The following is a 17,328-nucleotide window of genomic DNA, read 5'->3' on the forward strand; positions in this document are numbered from 1 at the left end:
CGCTACGTGACCGCGCCGTAAAACGGTCGGCGACTGGTGACGCCGGGGAGCGATACGCGCGGGAACGACGCGGATCGCCGCCTCTCCGTCTAGGTCCGGTTCAGACGGGTGTGTTCAACACTCCTGCTGTATACAGTAAATCACAACGAATACTCGCTCGTCGTCCGCTCTCGTTCGATTTTCGAGTTTCCGCTCTCAGTTCGATATCGGGACGACGAGATCCGCAGGGACGCGGTCAGCCACAACGATAATGGGCGAGTGACGGGACTACCCGGTAGTCGATGTCTTTCACGCGATACGATCTGCGGTTTCTGGCCGATCGGGGCTACTTCGAGCGAGCGGAGCCCGATACTGTCTCGCTCGACGGCGAGTCCGAGCGGTTCCGCTTCGACCCCGATGCCAGCCTCGCGTACTTCGAGGGAGTCGACCCCGGTCGCCAGCAGGATCTGGTCGACGAACTTCGCTTTCTCGGCCGCAACTTCGACTACTACTGGTTCTGGAACCCCGACGACGAGCGCGTCGCCGTCTACAACCGCTACGGCGAGCACAAGTGGTTCGTCTACGACCAGTCCGTCGAGCACGCGCCCGACGTCCGCGACAGCAAGCGGGGCAAACTGGCCGCTATCGGCGACGGACTCGAGGGCCTGTTCGACATCCGCGACGTCGTCGACCGCTTCTACCGCAACCTCTGGGACGTCCGCCTCGACATCGCGCGCTCGTTCGTCTTCCCCGACGGCGTCGCCGTCGACGATGAAGCGCGGCTCATGGCCGCCCAGCGGACGATCGACCGGCTGATCTTCTGTTATTTCCTCGTCGAGAAAGACATCATCCACGGCATCGACAGCGCCGGCAACCGCCTCGCGCTCGACCCGAAGGAGCTGTTCGACAGCGTCCTCGACGACGAGGACTTCTACGGGTTCCTCTCGGCGACCTTCTTCGACCACCTGAACGCGACCGGGTGGACGGAGTACGAGGTCAGCGACGCCCTCTCGATCGCCTTCCCGTACCTCAACGGCGGACTCTTTCGAAACCACGCCATCGCCACCGAATCGGGCGGCGAGATCCGCGAGCGGGAACTCGACGGGTCGGACTGCGACTGGGGCCGACTCGTCGGGGAACTCAACGAGTACAACTGGCTGATCGAGCAGTCCCCTGAGGAGCGCACCGACTCACCCGCGAAGCTCTCGCCGGCCGTGCTCGGGCACATCTTCGAGAAGTTCGTCATTACGGTGAGCGAGCTGTCCGACGAGGAGTCGCTCTCGCTGTCGGAACTGGACGAGATGAACATCTCCGAGAGCGGCGAGCAGCTCCTGGCCGGCAACAAGCAGGTCGGCGCCTACTACACCCCGAACTACATCGCCTACGAGAACGCCCGCGAGACGCTCTGGAACAGGGTCCGCGAGAAACTCGCGGACCGCACGGGCATCGACGCGGCGGCGATCCCCGACTCCGACGAGTTCTTCGAGCGGATTCACGCCGACGGCGACCACTCGTCCGCAACTCCCGACTCCGCCGTCGGTGGCGGGACGGCCGATGCGGAAGATGCGGACGGAACGGCCGATATCGCGGGTATCGAGCCCGGAGCGGTCGAAGACGTGCTCGCCTCGCTGTCGGTGATCGACCCGTCGGTCGGGAGCGGCGCCTTCCTGCTGACCGCCGGCGAGATCCTCGAAGAGTGGCGGCGCAAGTGTACCGCGGGCGACGAGGATCGGGACCGATACGCGCTCCGCCGGGACGTCATCCGGGAGTCGCTGTACGGCGTCGACCTGCTCGACGGCGCCGTCGAGGTCTGTAAGCTCCGGCTGTGGCTCTGGCTGATCGGCGCGAACGAGGTCGATCTCGACGCGGGCGAGCCCGACGTCGAGACGCTCCCGAACATCGACTTCAACGTCCGGCAGGGCAACAGCCTCGTCGGCGTGGCCGCGACCGGCTACGACAGCTCGCTCGTCCCCCACCTCGAATTCGACTGGCTCGACGGCGAGCGGACGACGTATCCGGAGGCGGTCGCGGAGTACCGCGAGACCATCGAGGCCTACCAGCCGGCCTCGGGCGAGCGGGCCGAGCGGCTTCGCGACCGGCTCACGACCCAGCGGCGCATCCTCCGGGAGGAGCTGAATCGCGTCTACGCCCGGGAGCGCGACGTCGTCGTCGAGGAGCCCGTCGAGTCGTTCGACGAGTTCGAGCGGACGATGGCGGAGGTGACCGGGTCGGTCAAGCTGAACCTCGACTTCGACTCGGCGATGACCGACGACGAGCGCGAGCAGGTCTCGGCGGCGGGCTTCCGGGAGCAGCGGAACTGGGCGACGACGGCCTACCACGCGGACGTCCGGAAGGCCGACCCCGAGCGCGTCGAGGAGATCTTCGAACTGATGGCCGACCGGGGGTCGGTCACCGTCGAGCGGCCCATCACCGCGGAAGACGTGGAATCGCTCGACCCGTTCCACTGGATCTTCGAGTTCCCGACGGCGTACTCGCCGACCGCCGACGAGGCGTTCGATGTCGTGATCGGGAACCCGCCCCACGGCAGCGACCTCGGCGACCTCCAGAAGTCCGTCCTCGAAGACTGCTATGACCTGATCGAGGGGAGCCGCGAGGTCGCGAAGCTGCTCACCGAGCGCAGCTGGGCGCTCACGGAGGGCGAACTCAGCTACATCGTCCCGAAACCGAGCACGTACAACTCCAACTGGGAGGACTTCCGGGCGTTCTGCCTCGACGAGATGCACCGCGGTATCGACCTGGGGAAGGCGTTCCGCAACGTCGACCACGAGCAGGTCACGATCCACCTCTCGCGGGACGCCGCCGGCGACGACTACCGCTGCGGGCCGCTGGCGCCCGGCTCCTACCACGTCGACGGCGTCGCGACCGTCGACCGGGCGTTCGCGGCGAAACTGGGCACGCTGCCGGTCAGTTTCTCCGTCGCGGAGCAGGAGGTCGCCGCCGGGCTGGGCGGGATCGACTACCCGACGCTGGGATCGATCGGCGCCGACGCCGGGCGGGGCGCGAGTACGACGAACCGGATCAGCGGTGTCGACGGTAGCACCGACAGCGCGGACGGTGCTCCCGCACCGATCGCCTACAATGGCAAGCAGGTCCAGCGCTACTTCACTCGCGCCGCCGAGGCTCGCATCGACACGGGAGGCCTCTCCGACGCGACGCGCAAACGCGTCGAGACGCCGAAGGTGATGGCCCAGAACATCATCGCGCACAAGAAGAACCCCTACGACCACATCATCATCGCGTCGCTGTACGACCCCGTCGGCGTCTACGACTTCGAGACGGTGACGAACGTGGTAGTCCCCGAAGAGAGCGACCTGACCGGCCCGGCGCTGTCGGTCCTGCTGAACACGCAGTTCGCCAACTGGTTCGTCTACTTCTGCATCTTCAACCGGGCGATCCGCGACATGCACCTCGATTCGTACTTCCTCGACCACCTCGTCCTCCCGGCCGAGCTCTCGGCGGACGAACTGGCGCTGCTCGACGGCCTCTATGGACTGCTCGCGATCACGGGCACCGCCGTCGAGCACGACGAGCTGCCCCGGGCCGCGGCGACCGACGAGGAACTCCAGAGCGTCGCGAACGCGGTGACCTACGAGCTGTATCTGCGCGACGCGACGACGGAGCCGCTGGAGACCGACCTTTGCGGGCTCGTGGCGGATCTGTTCGGCGACTACGACACGACCTATCTCGACTGGTACCGTTCCCATCTCCAGGCCGACAGCGACGCCGCGATCGCCGAGCGGTTCTCCGCGGACCTGTTCGAGACGGCGACCGAAGTGGCGGATGCGGTTCGGACGCCGGAGATCGAGGCGGAACTCCGGGAGATCGCCGAGCATCCGTGGGTGCGGACGATCGAGCGCGATCAGCACACCGAGGGCGAGTCGCGACCGACGTTCGGGCCGACCGAGACGCAATGAGTGTTCGTCTACTGGCCGAAGAGATACCCCCTCTATCGATGTGTTCGCCGTGGCACCGACCCGAGTTCGTCCCCGATGCGCGCACCAACTTTTACCTGTCCGCTGGCCGGCTACGGTCCATGGAGACGGCATCTGACGGCGGGGCTCCGGCGCCGACGGATCTCAGCGTCGAGTACGAGCGAGCGCCGGAGAACGTCGATCCCACGGGCGCGCCGCGGTTCTCCTGGAGACTTCCGACAGATCGGCGCGGCGCCAGCCAGGCGGCGTACCGACTCGTCGTCGGCCGGGACCGCGACGCCGTCGCCGCGGGCCGCGGGGACCTGTGGGACTCCGGAACGGTCCGCTCTCGTCGGGCGACGAACGTCGCGTACGACGGCCCCGCGCTGGCCGCCGACGCGACGTACTACTGGTCGGTCATGGTGTGGACCGGCGAGGGCGAGGGCGACTGGGACGAGTTCGGATGGGCCGACCCGGAACCGTTCTCGACGGCGCTCGCGCCCGAGGACTGGCGCGGCGAGTGGATCGCCCACCAGCCCGGCGCCGGCGATACGAACGGCTGGCGAAGCCGGTGGCAGGACCCGGACGCAGAGGGCGAGGTGTGGGTCCAGGCCGACCTCGGAGCGTCGCGAGACCTGTCCGAGATCGAGTTATGGCCCGCGGACCCCGTTACCGTCGTCCGGACGCCCGACGACTACGCCGTCACGTCGTCGTGGAGGGACGACCCACTCGCGGGGTTCGGGTTCCCCGACGCCTACCGCGTCGAAGTCGCGGACGACCCGGAGTTCGAATCGGCGACGGTAGTCGAACGCGAGGCGAACTCCGCGGGGGAGACGGCCGACTCCGCGGGCGAATCGGACAGCGGCGCGACTCCCCGGCGCCACGCGGTCGACGCGAGCGGGCGGTACGTCCGCGTCACCGCCACCGATCTCGCCGTCGTCGCGCCGAACACCAGCGGCGACTCGGGTCTCGACGGCGCCGGCAGGCGCATCGAGTCCCACGACGAGTGGGCGTGCTTTGCACTCGCCGCGCTCACCGTCTGGGACGACGACGGCACCGACCTCGCCCAAAATGGCGAGGTCACGGCGTCCTCGTCGGTCGAGACGGACGCCTGGGGCCGCGACCACCTCGTGAACGGAGTCTCCGAATCCGAGATGGCCTCGTCGTCGCCGCTCCTCCGCCGGGAGTTCACCCTGAACGGCCCCGTCGAGTCGGCGCGGCTGCACGTCGCCGCGGTGGGGTACGGCGAGGTGTACTGCAACGGCGACCGCGTCGGGAGCGGACGGCTCGACCCGGCGTGGACGGACTACGAACGCCGCGTCCTCTATTCGAGCCACGACCTCTCCGACCACCTTGAGGAGGGCGAGAACGCCCTCGGCCTGTGGCTCGGTCGCGGGTGGTTCGCCAAGCGCAGCGCCCACTGGCTCGCCGACGGCTCGCCCCGGGCCCGCGCGACGCTGACCGTCGAGTTCGCGGACGGCCGGACGCGCGAACTCTCGACAGGCCCCGACTGGCTCGCCACCGAGAGTCCGCTGGTCGAGAACGACATCTACGACGGCGAAGTATACGACGCCCGTCGCGAGCGGGACGGGTGGGACGCGCCCGGATTCGACGACGCCGACGACACTGCCAACGCAGCCGCCTCCGGCGACTCCTGGGACTCAGCGACGGTCGTCGACGCCCCCGGCGGGACGCTCGAACCGCAGCGGATCGAGCCGATGGAGATCGTCGACACCTTCGACGCCGAGGTCGTCGCCGAGCGCGAGGACGGCCCGATTCTCGACTTCGGACAGAACCTCACCGGCTGGGTCGAACTCGCGATCGAGGGCGCGGAGGCGGGCGACGAGCTCACGCTCCGCCACGCCGAGGCCCTCACCGACGAGGGCGCCCTCTCGACCACGGACCTGCGGAGCGCGGACGCGACGGACACCTACGTCGCCGGCGGTGACGGGGCCGAGACGTACGAACCGCGGTTCACCTACCACGGGTTCCGCTACGTTCAGGTGTCGGGCTACCCGGGCGAGCTCGACCCCGCCGACGTGACGGCGAAGGCCGTCCACACCGCGATGGATCGGCGCGGCGAGTTCGCCTGCTCGAACGAGGACCTGAATCAGGTCCAGCACAACGCTGTCTGGGGCCTGCGGGGCAACACCCACTCGATCCCCGAGGACTGCCCGCAGCGCGACGAGCGGTTCGGCTGGACGGGCGACGGCCATATCTCGACGCGCTCGCTCCTCTTCAACTTCGACGCCGTCCGGTTCGACGAGAAGTGGCTGCGCGACCACGACGACGCGGCCTCCCCGATGGGGTACGTCCCCGACGTCATCCCCGACAAGTCGCCGGAGGACCCCGCCGACCCGACGTGGTCGATCACCCGCGTGATGATCCCCTGGTATCTCTACCGCCACGACGGCGACGTCGGGGTCCTCCGGGAGCAGTACGAGGGGATGCGCGCCTACGTCGACTACTGGTTCGACGCCGCCGACGACGGGGTCCTTGCCGGCGAGTACGGGAAGTACGGCGACTGGCTGGCCTTCGAGAACACCGACGGCCGCCGCGGCCTCCCCCACGACCTCTACAACACCGCCTTCCTCTACCAGGTCGCCGACACCTTCGTGAAGATTGCGAGCGTCCTCGGCAACGAGGTCGACGCCGAGCGCTACCGCGACCGCGCTGAGTCGGTCGCCGAGGCGTTCGTCGACCGCTTCTTCGACGCCGAGGCGAGCGAGTTCGGCCCCGGCACCCAGTCCTCGTTCTCGGTCCCGCTCTTCCTCGGACTGGTGCCCGAGGAGGAGGTCGAGGCGGTCGCCGAGAACCTCGCGGAGAAAGTCCGCTCGGACGGTGGAAAACTCCGGACCGGCTTCCTCGGGACGCGCCCACTGATCCACACGCTGGCCGACCACGGGTACGCCGACCTGGCCTACGAGGTGGTCAGCCAGCCCGAGCAGCCCGGCTGGGTGTACATGGCTCGCAACGGCGCGACGACGATGTGGGAGCGCTGGAACTCCGACGAGAGCGTCGGGTCGGGGATGAACTCGCTGAACCACTCGCCGTTCACCCACGTCTCGGAGTTCCTCTACGAGGTCCTCGCGGGCATCCGGATCGGCGACCGCCCGGTGACCGAGCACGTCGAGATCGCGCCGGCGCTGGTCGACGACCTCGACTGGGCCGAGGGGCGCGTCGAGACGCCGAACGGCCCGCTCGAAAGCGCCTGGGAGCGGACCGACGAGGGGTACGACCTGTCGGTGACCGTCCCCTGGAACGGGACGGCGACGGTTCGGCTCCCCGAGGCCGCGGACGCGGAGGTGACCGAGTCCGGTGCGGCGCTGTCGGTCGACGTGGACGGTGTCCGGTCGGTCGGGCGGGAAGCGGGAGTGGTTGTCGTCGAGGTCGGCTCGGGCGAGTACGAGTTCCTGGTGGTCTAACCTCGTTCGAGGGAAACCTCCTGGTCGTGACGAGGTAGCCTATACTGGTGTTGATTCTCGTTTGGGGGTTCGCCGCCAATGTCTGCTTTCGAGTATGTGGCTAAGGCCACATCATCAAAATACACCGCACGCTTCTCAGAGCGTAGAGTTGAAATTCATCTTCGATGAGACACATAACCGTTTAGAAGGAGTGGTGATATCTCGACATCATCATGGCAGAATCGGATTCAGAAACCGGTGAGCTAGTAAGAAGACTTGATGACATAGAACAGGAGTTAGAGGAAGAGATGTCTGTTGAAAGGCAAAGGTATGCAGATTTCAAGAATTCTCTGGAGAGAATTGAGGATCTGGTCATTGATTTCGAAGACCACCTTAATCATCAGGAATCTATCAACCATGATAGAAGAGTAGAAGAGATGTTAAATACTCTAAGAGGTGATGTGAAATCATCTCAAGACGATCTTGAGAACATTAGCCAAAGTTGGCATAAAGTCGAATCTACACAGGCACAAGTCCGTAGCATTCGTGAGGCGTTAGCATCTGTAGTTGAAGGAGGACTCGATACCAAGATTGTAGCAGAGTTTAAGAATCGGAAACAAGAGCTTGAGAAGTCTCTGAGATGGTGGAAGTTTTGGACTATTGCCTCGGTTCTAACCCTCTTCGGGAGTAGTTGGTATATCTATTCAGATATCTCAGATTCAGATCCAACTTCTACGGTGATATTTTCGAAAGCTCTGCTAATATTCCCTGTCCTTGTGGTAGTCTGGTTTTCGTTCCACCAGTATAATCGACACAAGATACTCATTGAACAGTACGAGTTCAAAACTAGTATGGCGGATTCATTGATGGGTTTCCGAGAGATATTGAAACAAGACTTTTCGGATGAAGATCAGAAACAGGTTGGCCAGTTCGTAATTGACTCTGTTGACCGAATGTACTCTGAACCAGGAACAAATTCATCAGCTACAAATCAGCAGAACCGTGGACAAAATCAGGGAATGCCTCAATCAAATATTGACCTATTACAAAAATTAGTGAATAAGTGACCATTCAGAGACGCTTACACGCGTCTTATATATACACTCCGCCGGCCGATTTCACGGCGCGGCCCATGGCGTGCGCTGCTCGCCATTGAGGCGAGCGGTCGCGATGGGCTGTAAAGGGTGGGGGTCGCATCTCAGAAGCCTTCAGTTCGGGTAGTTATCTTCGGTGTGAAACCAGACAATTCCCGACCGAGAGGCGTTTTCGCAGACGAATCAATCCGTATATCGCGGAAGGCTACTCGGTGGCCGCAGATCTGCTTTCCACCAGACCACCAGCAATCGAGAGACGGCGGGCGGGTGGAAAGGTGTAAACCGAAACTGTCCCCCCTATACTATTCGCAGACAGGAGGTATTCGCTCCAACCGATTCTGCCGACAGTCCAACTTCATTCAGGCGGTGAAACGCGGCATCTCATCGACACCGGAGTACAGCAAATCACCGGATGGAACGCGAGTGTCTACCTGTCGGCGTCTACCGCCCACCAGTCCCGCGTTTGAGACTCTCCTCGAAGCAAAATGAACACGAGATCGGGAATTCCGCGTTCACAGCACGATCCGTCGACACCGCTGATAGCCGGATTTGCCGGCGTTTCGGTGAGACCTCCAGCTCGAATCGCCGCTCTCGTGTTCACGAGTAGTATTCTGTGCCACTAGCGACAAATCAGAATCGTAAACCCCGCGCTATCCCCGAAGATTCATCACGCACGCAGTCGCCCGTCTCGACCAGTGAACACCTACGAACTCGCTCGAACGACGACGGCGCCGCCGCTGACGGGCGAACCCGTCGACGCGTGGGCGGACGCCGAGGTCGCGACGATCGGCCAGTTCAACTGGTACGAGTCCGGGCCGAAACCGGTCACCGAAGTCCGCGGACTGTACGACGACGAGGCGCTGTACCTCCAGTACGTCGTCGAGGACCACGACATCGTCTCGCGGGTCACGGAACTGAACGGGCCGACCTTCGAGGACAGCTGCGTCGAGTTCTTCGCGACGCCCGAGCCCGGGACGAACGCGAACTACTGCAACTTCGAGGGCAACCCCTGCGGGACGTTCAAGATGGCCTGGATGGAACCGGGCTGGGAGGTCCGGGATCTGGGCCGGGAGACGATCTCCGCGGAACTGGCCGAGCAGATCACCGTCGAGACCTCTGAGCCGGGGGAGACGCGCGAACCGACGCCGGACGACGAGGGGTGGTGGCTGGCGGTCAGGTTCCCCTTCGAGACGCTCTCGGCGTTCACCGGGCTGTCGCTCGCGCCGGAGTCCGGCGACCGCTGGCGGGCGAACTTCCATCGCACGGGCGTCAAGTCGCTGTCGCAGGAAGCCAGCTGGAACCCGATCGGGACCGCGGAGAAGCAGCTCCACTCGCCGGGACACTTCGGCTGGCTCCGCTTCGAGTGAGTCGACGGGCTACGTCTGCCCCTGCGGGCGGACGAGCATGCGGATCTGCGACCCGTCGCGGTCCGCGTAGGGGATCGGCGTCGCGACGACGTCGTACCGGCCGGCCGACACCCGGTCGAGGTTGGCGACGCCTTCGACGATCAGGATGTCCTCGGGGAACAGGGTGTTGTGGACGTGGTGTTCTTCGAGCGTCGCGCCGGGTTCGTCGGCCGACAGCGCGTCGATGGCGAAGCAGGCGATGTCCCGCTCGACCATGTACTCCGCGGCGCCCTTGCTGGGGTAGACGTAGTTTTTCAGGTACTCGTCGGTGTCCGCGGGCGCCATCCCGCAGTCGAAGATGAGGTACTCGCCCGCCGCGAGGTCGTAGCGCTCTGCCTGCTCGGCTACCTCCTCGCGGGAGACGGCGCTGCCCGGCTCCTTGTGGGTGAAGTCACAGACGACGCCCTCGGTGATCATCTCGTCGGGCGAGATCTCGTCGATGGTCCGGTGGTCGTCCTTCGAGAGGAAGTGCGTCGGCGCGTCCATGTGCGTCCCGCAGTGGGTCTCCAAGTGGAGCATCGTGGAGTTGTAGCCGTCCTCTTCGAGAGCGGCGTAGTCCTCGAACTCCGGTTTCGGATGCAGCGGCGGCAACGTGGGACTGTCCTCGCCGAGCGTCTGCGTCAGGTCGATCCACTCGCTCATGCCCGTGTGGGCGCCCGGTCGACCTATAGAAGTTCGGGCGCTCGGTAGTTTCTCCGATGTGGGTCACCGATCTGAGTTTACTGAGGTGACTTGGAATCAATGGAGGTGGAGGGTGATCTAACCGCAAAATCGGTAGGGAAGAACCGGAATCGATCACAGGAACACTCCCACACCGGATTTCAAATGAAATCGGTTTCAGAAGAGGGGTTCATCTGCTCGATGAAAAAGCGGTCTATCGATGGAATTGGGGCGGTCTGGCCATGAGGTCCTATAAACCGTGTATTCTGAGAGCTGGCATTGCAAACCGGAGTGGGCTCTATATGTTATTATTATACTTTACTGTATGGGTAATATATAAATATAGATGCAGAGAGTACAGCCCTGAAGTCTAAGATATCACAGTCACATCTTATCTTGTGATGGGTGTATATAAGGAACCTATTCGTAGAATTACCGCATTTCTCACCAGCAACTTGCTCTTAACCTCCTCGTCGGTGGACGAAAGTGACACCACAATTCAAATGATTTCTTCGTCATCAGTGGCTCTTCTGAGCGATATCTCTGGTTTCAGAAATCAACCTCTCCAACTCTCGACGATATCGGATTCCTATTCTCAAGCGAATTCATTTGAAATCCGGTGTGGGGGTGTAGGTCTCCAGAGAGTGTTCGGGTTCCTTTACGAGTTCATCTGAAATCCGGTATGGGAAGGAGCAGTACTCTCCCGATCAAATCATTTGAAATCCGGTGTCGGATTTACGATCGTTGGTAAGTGACAATTTTGGTATGGTAGTCGGCCAATTTTCGGATATAGGCCAAATATCGGTGGAAATAGGGCAGTTTTGAATTTAGGGGAAAAGAACTAAGTCAAAATCATTTGAAATCCGGTGTATGTCTTCAGACAGGGAGCAGACGAAAACCCTCGGGGATTATGCTACCGGGCACGGTGCTGTTGCTCACTCTCGCTCTACGTCTCGCGACGATCCACTTTCTGTCCTTGATGAAGAAGACCCGATTTTTGCCGACGAAAATCTGCTCCGTATTGACCATATTCCGGACCAGAACAAAATCGTCGGTCGAAACGACCAGATTGAAACCGTTGCTCGCCGACTAAAACCAACGATTTCCGGCGGATCCGGGAAGGGGACGCTCCTTCTCGGGAAATCTGGCTCTGGGAAGACACTTGTCACTCGGTACGTCAGTCGCGAAGTTGTCGAACGAGGCGAAGACAATAATGTCCGCATTGGACGCGCAATTATCGACTGTGCACAACGTCGTTCAGAGGTCCAGACGATCGTCCAACTCGCCAAGAGTCTGAATGATCCCGACGAAACGGGTGTGGAAATCCCGCAATCGGGCATTGCAACCGGAGTCTACTATGATCGGTTATGGACGGTCATTAATGACCTCTACGACGCTGTTATCGTCGTTCTCGACGAGATCGATCGTCTCGCACCGCCTGACGATACACAAAACGTCCCGCCAGAGGAGGCAGATGATAGTAAACTCCTGATGCAATTATCTCGAGCTGGCGAAGAGAATGACGTCGAGGCTGGCATCACAGTCGTCGGTATCAGCAACGACCTCAAGTACGGTGATCGGCTGGACACTCGCGTCGAGAGTTCATTCGCTCCGGACGAGATCGTGTTCCCTGCTTACGATGCAAATCAGCTCGGTGATATTCTGAATCGCCGTCGTGACGCGTACCGTAGCGGTGTCCTCTCGGATGATGTTATCCCACTCTGTTCTGCCTTTTCTGCACAGGAACATGGCGATGCGCGGCGTGCTATCGATCTCTTCCGACTTGCTGGCGAGATCGCTCGCGATAACGATGCCGACCAAGTTCGTGAAGAACACGTCCGTGCTGCCAACGACGATGCTGAAGTAACGCGCATTCAAGACCTAATTCGAGGGTGTCCGACGCAGGCAAAGATCGCAATCGCTGCACTCGCTGCGATGGACGAGTTCACGAATCAGTCTCATTTCAAAGCCACCGAGATGTATCGCGTCTATCGTGAATTCGCCGAGGCGCTCGATACGAACGTTCTCGGTCAGAAGCGAATCACCGACCAGCTTCGGGAATACGAGACGCTGAAAATCATCGATATGAGTCGAACGAGCGATGGGTATCGGGAAGGGACGTATCTACAGCTGTCCCTACTGGACGAGCCGAGTCTCTTGCTCCAATCGATTGGCCTCGACGACCGCTGTTCGAGTATTCCTATCGGCTCTCGGATGCGCAAGCAGATTATCGATATTGTTGATCGCTGAGTTGGGCCTTTTGAGGTCGACAAAAACGGAAGGGTGATCGGTTGAAACCACTCCATCGTTCTGATGTTTCCACTCTCGGAATGCAGTTGACAGCATTTTTCGGGTTCAATAGCTCCGGAAACGGTGGTGGGGATCGCACTGTTCGTTTCAGGGTGGAAATCGCAATCGAACCACTGTTTCCGGAGCTACCGAAACGGACGAATTTCGGAACTATAGATATTCTACTGCCTATAATCATCGGAAACGGTGGGGGTCTGAACGACTCCAAGAGCTTCGGAGATCGTGGAGGTCGACAGGTGCGAAGTGTTACCTAACGACGCACACTGGAAACGGGATCGTTGGCAGCTGGATGGGACTGCTGTCCGGGACTGACGAGGCTTCAAACTCAAACATAGTCGGAACTATCCCATCCACTAGCGGTGAGATTTCGACTGTGAAATCGAGTATTAGAGTCTATGCGCACATTATGTCCGAACTCGTGCGTGAATCGCACCTAGGAAATTGGGTGGAGTGAGGAACTGCGAGTCCGCTTTACACATCGATGACGGGGGGTGAGGGTAGGAAATCGTTCTCCCGCTTCACTTGCAACGGTGGTGTGTGTCTGTCTTCTCTGACCAAAGTGAGAACACCCATCGTTTCCGGTGCTTTCAATTTTGCTGTGAATTCTGGATAGAGTCTTTCTACTGCGAAGAAGCTCCGGAAACGGTGGGGAGTAAATTCATTTGAAATGTGGTGTGTCCGTTCTCCTGATCTCTGGTAGTCCGTTACGATTCTCTCGTGAAGCCTTCCACCCCAATTAGAGTCTTGAAGAGAATCTCATCGTGATCCCACCACCGTTTCCGGAGCTTTCAAATCAGGTGTATATGGCATTGAAAGCTCTACTACTACCCGTTTTCTCCGGAAGCAGTGGTGTGTCTGCATAGTATCTTGCCAAACAACCTATAGAAGCCCCTCGTCTCCGGGGTCGTCCGCAATTCCACGAAGTCCTGTCTTGGGAAGGATCGATATCTCTCGAGGCAAATTTAAACAGGATGGATTTAGAGCGTGAAGTCCTCCTTTATGGTCTGTCTCCAGCATTCACCCAATACTCAACTTCCCAGAATTTGCAACAGCTGTAGCGGCTACCCACCCCATCGGTTTCCGAATAATTGCGGACGACCCCGGGAGCCTGCGATACCAATCCCCACCCCAGACGCGCTCTCTCAGATCACGCGACCGTCGCCGAAGTCACTGCAGTTCGGGTCGCACTTCGTCGCCGAACAGTTCGATCCCGCGGGTGTCGGGGAAGTCGAGGAACATGAGCTGGAGCTTCCCGAACCCCAGGTCGCGGATCGACTCGATCTGTTCGGTCACCTCCGCGGGCGTGCCGATGAGGAAGTCGCCCTTCTCCCTGGCCTCCTCGGCGTTCGAGAGCTGTTCGTCGATGTCGTCCTCCTCGCCCCAGGGGAGCGGGAAGATCTCGTCACAGAGCCGCTGGAGCTCCTCTTCGTCTTCGCGGACGAGGACGTGCGCGAGCCACGACCGTTCGACGTCGTCGGGGTCGCGGCCTTCGGCTTCGAGGTACTCGTCGAACTTCTCGACCTTGTACTCGATCGGCGGGCCGCGGGCGCGGCCGCTGATCTCGACGTTCCACTCGTCGGCGTGGCGGGCGGCCACCCGGAGCAGCGTCGGCCCGGCGCCGCCGACGACGATCGGCGGGTGGGGGTCCTGCACGGGCTTGGGCTCGTTGTAGGCGCCGTCGATCTGGTAGTGGTCGCCGTGGAACGTCGGCTCGTCCTCGGTGAACATTGCCTTCAGCACGCGGATGGTCTCCTCGAGCATCTCGATGCGGGCCTCGATGTCGGGGTAGTCGAAGTCGTAGGCCCGGTGTTCCTCGTCGTGCCACCCGGCGCCGAGGCCGACGCGGAGGTTCCCCTCCGAGAGGATGTCGACGGTCGTCGCCATCTTCGCCAGGAGCGCGGGGTTGCGGTAGGTGACCGATCCTACCAGCGGCCCGAGTTCCATGTCGTCGGTGCGCTCGGCGAGCGCGCTCAACAGCGTCCACACCTCGTACTCCTGGTGTTTCGGGCCGAGCATGAAGTGGTCGGGCGCCCACAACCCCTCCAGTCCCGCCGCCTCCGCGGCGTCGACGCCGGCCATCGTCGTCTCGCGGTCGAGGTCCTCCAGCAGCGGCGCGTCGCGGTGGACGCCCACGCCGGGGTAACACTGGACCATCCAGTCGAACTGCATTGTGTCCCAGCGGTCGAACCCCCGCGTAATGAAACGACGTGGTACCCCGGAACACGGTCCTGACCGGCGCCGACGGTCCCAGAAGCGACGCCTTCCCGTTGGTAGTGTCTCGGCACACTAGACTTTTCACGGCCGGTCCGCAACTACCGCGTATGAGCAGCGACCGGGTCGACGCCGAGAGCACGGTGTCGGGGAACCAGGCGAACATCCCCGCCCGGATCCGGCGCGAACTCAACATCGACGACGGCGACCACCTCCGCTGGCATCTCGAAGATGACGGGAGCGTTCGCGTGCAGGTCGTCCAGCAGCGGACGGGCACGTTCGCCGAGTTCGACGGGTACGACGGCGACGCGGAGACCGACGCCGCGACCGACCACGACGCCTGGGGCGTCGACGTCGAGTAGATGCCCCGTGTCCTCGTCGATACGACGGTCCTCTTCGCCGCGGCGTACCGCCAGGACGGCGCCCACGAGTCTGCGCTCCCAGTTCTCCGCGGCATCGACGACGGCTCGCTCCCGGAGGCGGTCCTCCTCGACTACGTCCTCGCGGAGACACTCAACGGCCTCGTGACCCACGCCGGCCACGACGCGGCCGTCGACCTCCTCGACCGCATCGAGGAGAACGCGCGATTCCACGTCGACTCGCTCACTGCCGACGCCCGCGCCACGGGGAAGGCGCTGTTTCGACGGCACGAACCGTTCTCGTTTGTCGACGCCTCCATCGTCGCGTACATGCAGACCGCGGACATCGAATACCTCTACGCCTTCGACGACGACTTCGACGCGGTTGACGGCGTCTCCCGTCTCGAGATAGCCGCGAATCCGTACGACCCGAACTGATTGGATCAGGACCTGACTCAGCTACGTCAGTCGGCTACACCAGGTAACTCTGCCAGCTAATTCGACTAGGTGGACCGTTCAACTAATCCGATCAGCTAAGTCACTTAGCTGAGTCAGCCAGCTAAGTCACTCAGCTAAGCCAGCTAGCTAACTCGTCTGACTGAGTTTTATAGCTGAGCGGCGCAACAGGGCGAGTATGCTGGCCTACACGGTGTACTCGGAGGCGGGGGGCGTCGGGAAGACGACGCTCGCCGCGAACCTCGCGAAGGCCGAGGAGCGAGCCGGCCGGGACGTGCTCGTCGTCGACCTCGACACGCAGGAGGCGTCGCTGTCGTACCTGCTCGATGTCGACGACGACCGCGACGACGACCAGGCTGACAGCCTCCTCCGGCACATGATCGACCGCCCGCGCGACGACTTCTCGGAGCTGATCAAGACGAGCGAGGGGATCGACGTCGTTCCCTCGCACAACATCCTCGAGTACGCGTCGAAGCACCTGCGCCGCCGCGAGGAGGAGGCCGCCGACTTCGGGGAGTCGTGGAATCCGAACAAGCAGCTCCTGCGCGTGCTGCGGGAGGCCGGTGTCCACGAGCGCTACGACACGCTGATCGTCGACCCGCCGGCGACCGCGGACATCAAACTCCACAACGCGATCCACGCGACGCGGCATCTGGTCATCCCCTTCGAACCCAGCGGGAAGGGATACGAGTCCGTCCGCGGGCTCGACCAGTTGGTCGGCGGGCTCGAGGACCAACTCGGCATCGAGGTCGGCGTCCTCGCCGTCGTCCCGAACCGATTCAAGGGGATGAACGACCAAGAGCGCTTCCTCGAACAGATCCGGGAGGACGGCTGGGACATCCCGATCCGGCTGCGCGAGCGTTCCTCCCTGCTCGAGGGCTGCTGGGCCGAGCAGTGCACCGCATTCCGCTATACCGAGGCCCATCGCGACCGCGAGCGTGAGCACGAAACGGAGACGCTGGAGAAGATCGAACGGCTCGCCGAGCGCATTCGCGAGACGCAGGCGGTGGAAGCATGAAGCAGGGATCGACGGACGACCCCTTCGCCGAGGAACCGCGAGACGACGGCGACACCGAGTCGCAGGACGACGCGGACGATGCCGCTGTTGAGGACGACCACCGGGATGCGAACGGCGAGGACTCCGATCCGGCGACCGGATCGATCGATCCGGCGTCGGCGAGCGCCAGCGGTGGATCGGCGCCCGGGGATCACGAGCGAACCGACGCGGGAACCGATCCCGAACCGTCTGGCGACGAGGGGACGGAGGAAACACAGCGCCAGACGCTCCCGTACATCCACGCTCGCAACGGCGTCAAGGACGGGCGGACTCAGCGCCCGGTCTTCCTGCGCGACCACGTCGAGGCCGGCATCGACGACCTCGTCGCGGAGATGGAGGCCGAGCTCGGCGAGGACGTCTACAAGACCGACGTGACCGAGGCGGCGATGGCCGTCGCACAGGAGAACCCCGACCTCGTCCTCGCGAAGCTCGAAGAGTGGGGCTACGGCTGGACGTGAGC

At 62.4% G+C, this 17,328-nt stretch carries 11 protein-coding genes; 9 read left to right on the forward strand and 2 right to left on the reverse strand.

Annotated features, from left to right (window positions below):
* Positions 1-281 precede the first annotated feature (281 nt).
* The 4 genes from AB2U09_RS00625 (at position 282) to AB2U09_RS00640 (ending at position 9,776) form a co-directional block, all read left to right on the forward strand.
* Positions 282-3,914, forward strand: a complete 3,633-nt coding sequence (locus AB2U09_RS00625) for an Eco57I restriction-modification methylase domain-containing protein (protein ID WP_459190754.1) — start codon at positions 282-284, stop codon at positions 3,912-3,914.
* 119 nt (positions 3,915-4,033) lie between these two features.
* Positions 4,034-7,336 (forward strand): family 78 glycoside hydrolase catalytic domain, encoded by a 3,303-nt coding sequence (locus AB2U09_RS00630; RefSeq protein WP_459190755.1) that lies wholly within the window; start codon positions 4,034-4,036, stop codon positions 7,334-7,336.
* Between the two features lie 212 nt (positions 7,337-7,548).
* Positions 7,549-8,382: a hypothetical protein gene (locus AB2U09_RS00635; RefSeq protein ID WP_459190756.1), complete on the forward strand. Its 834-nt coding sequence runs from the start codon at positions 7,549-7,551 to the stop codon at positions 8,380-8,382.
* A 722-nt stretch (positions 8,383-9,104) separates the two neighbouring features.
* Positions 9,105-9,776 (forward strand): carbohydrate-binding family 9-like protein, encoded by a 672-nt coding sequence (locus AB2U09_RS00640; RefSeq protein ID WP_459190757.1) that lies wholly within the window; start codon positions 9,105-9,107, stop codon positions 9,774-9,776.
* 9 nt (positions 9,777-9,785) lie between these two features.
* Here the strand turns inward: AB2U09_RS00640 and AB2U09_RS00645 are convergent, their stop codons facing one another.
* A complete protein-coding gene (locus tag AB2U09_RS00645; RefSeq protein WP_459190758.1) occupies positions 9,786-10,457 on the reverse strand; it encodes a cyclase family protein in 672 nt (223 codons plus the stop codon).
* A gap of 888 nt (positions 10,458-11,345) precedes the next feature.
* Here AB2U09_RS00645 and AB2U09_RS00650 point away from each other — a divergent pair.
* A complete protein-coding gene (locus AB2U09_RS00650) occupies positions 11,346-12,725 on the forward strand; it encodes a Cdc6/Cdc18 family protein (RefSeq protein WP_459190759.1) in 1,380 nt (459 codons plus the stop codon).
* Between the two features lie 1,227 nt (positions 12,726-13,952).
* On the opposite strand, the gene AB2U09_RS00655 is transcribed toward AB2U09_RS00650, so the two are convergent.
* Complete coding sequence (locus AB2U09_RS00655; protein WP_459190760.1) at positions 13,953-14,954, reverse strand: LLM class flavin-dependent oxidoreductase; 1,002 nt, start codon at positions 14,952-14,954, stop codon at positions 13,953-13,955.
* A 152-nt stretch (positions 14,955-15,106) separates the two neighbouring features.
* Between AB2U09_RS00655 and AB2U09_RS00660 the strand changes: the two genes are divergently transcribed.
* The 4 genes from AB2U09_RS00660 to AB2U09_RS00675 all read left to right on the forward strand — a co-directional run bounded on the left by AB2U09_RS00660 (position 15,107) and on the right by AB2U09_RS00675 (position 17,326).
* A complete protein-coding gene (locus tag AB2U09_RS00660; protein ID WP_459190761.1) occupies positions 15,107-15,358 on the forward strand; it encodes an AbrB/MazE/SpoVT family DNA-binding domain-containing protein in 252 nt (83 codons plus the stop codon).
* Positions 15,359-15,793, forward strand: a complete 435-nt coding sequence (locus AB2U09_RS00665) for a PIN domain-containing protein (protein ID WP_459190762.1) — start codon at positions 15,359-15,361, stop codon at positions 15,791-15,793.
* Between the two features lie 196 nt (positions 15,794-15,989).
* Positions 15,990-16,829 (forward strand): ParA family protein, encoded by an 840-nt coding sequence (locus AB2U09_RS00670; RefSeq protein WP_459190763.1) that lies wholly within the window; start codon positions 15,990-15,992, stop codon positions 16,827-16,829.
* Positions 16,826-17,326, forward strand: a complete 501-nt coding sequence (locus tag AB2U09_RS00675; RefSeq protein WP_459190764.1) for a DUF7970 domain-containing protein — start codon at positions 16,826-16,828, stop codon at positions 17,324-17,326. The genes AB2U09_RS00670 and AB2U09_RS00675 overlap by 4 nt, the downstream gene beginning before the upstream one ends.
* Positions 17,327-17,328 lie beyond the last annotated feature (2 nt).

This window comes from Halosimplex yunnanense, assembly GCF_054504345.1.

Bases quoted from the DNA above. Each gene is read 5' to 3' on its own strand.
- AB2U09_RS00645 (WP_459190758.1), bottom strand. From the start codon at position 10,457: ATGAGCGAGTGGATCGACCTGACGCAGACGCTCGGCGAGGACAGTCCC.
- AB2U09_RS00655 (WP_459190760.1), bottom strand. From the start codon at position 14,954: ATGCAGTTCGACTGGATGGTCCAGTGTTACCCCGGCGTGGGCGTCCAC.
- AB2U09_RS00670 (WP_459190763.1), top strand. From the start codon at position 15,990: ATGCTGGCCTACACGGTGTACTCGGAGGCGGGGGGCGTCGGGAAGACG.
- AB2U09_RS00630 (WP_459190755.1), top strand. From the start codon at position 4,034: ATGGAGACGGCATCTGACGGCGGGGCTCCGGCGCCGACGGATCTCAGC.
- AB2U09_RS00650 (WP_459190759.1), top strand. From the start codon at position 11,346: ATGTCTTCAGACAGGGAGCAGACGAAAACCCTCGGGGATTATGCTACC.
- AB2U09_RS00635 (WP_459190756.1), top strand. From the start codon at position 7,549: ATGGCAGAATCGGATTCAGAAACCGGTGAGCTAGTAAGAAGACTTGAT.
- AB2U09_RS00660 (WP_459190761.1), top strand. From the start codon at position 15,107: ATGAGCAGCGACCGGGTCGACGCCGAGAGCACGGTGTCGGGGAACCAG.
- AB2U09_RS00675 (WP_459190764.1), top strand. From the start codon at position 16,826: ATGAAGCAGGGATCGACGGACGACCCCTTCGCCGAGGAACCGCGAGAC.
- AB2U09_RS00625 (WP_459190754.1), top strand. From the start codon at position 282: ATGTCTTTCACGCGATACGATCTGCGGTTTCTGGCCGATCGGGGCTAC.
- AB2U09_RS00665 (WP_459190762.1), top strand. From the start codon at position 15,359: ATGCCCCGTGTCCTCGTCGATACGACGGTCCTCTTCGCCGCGGCGTAC.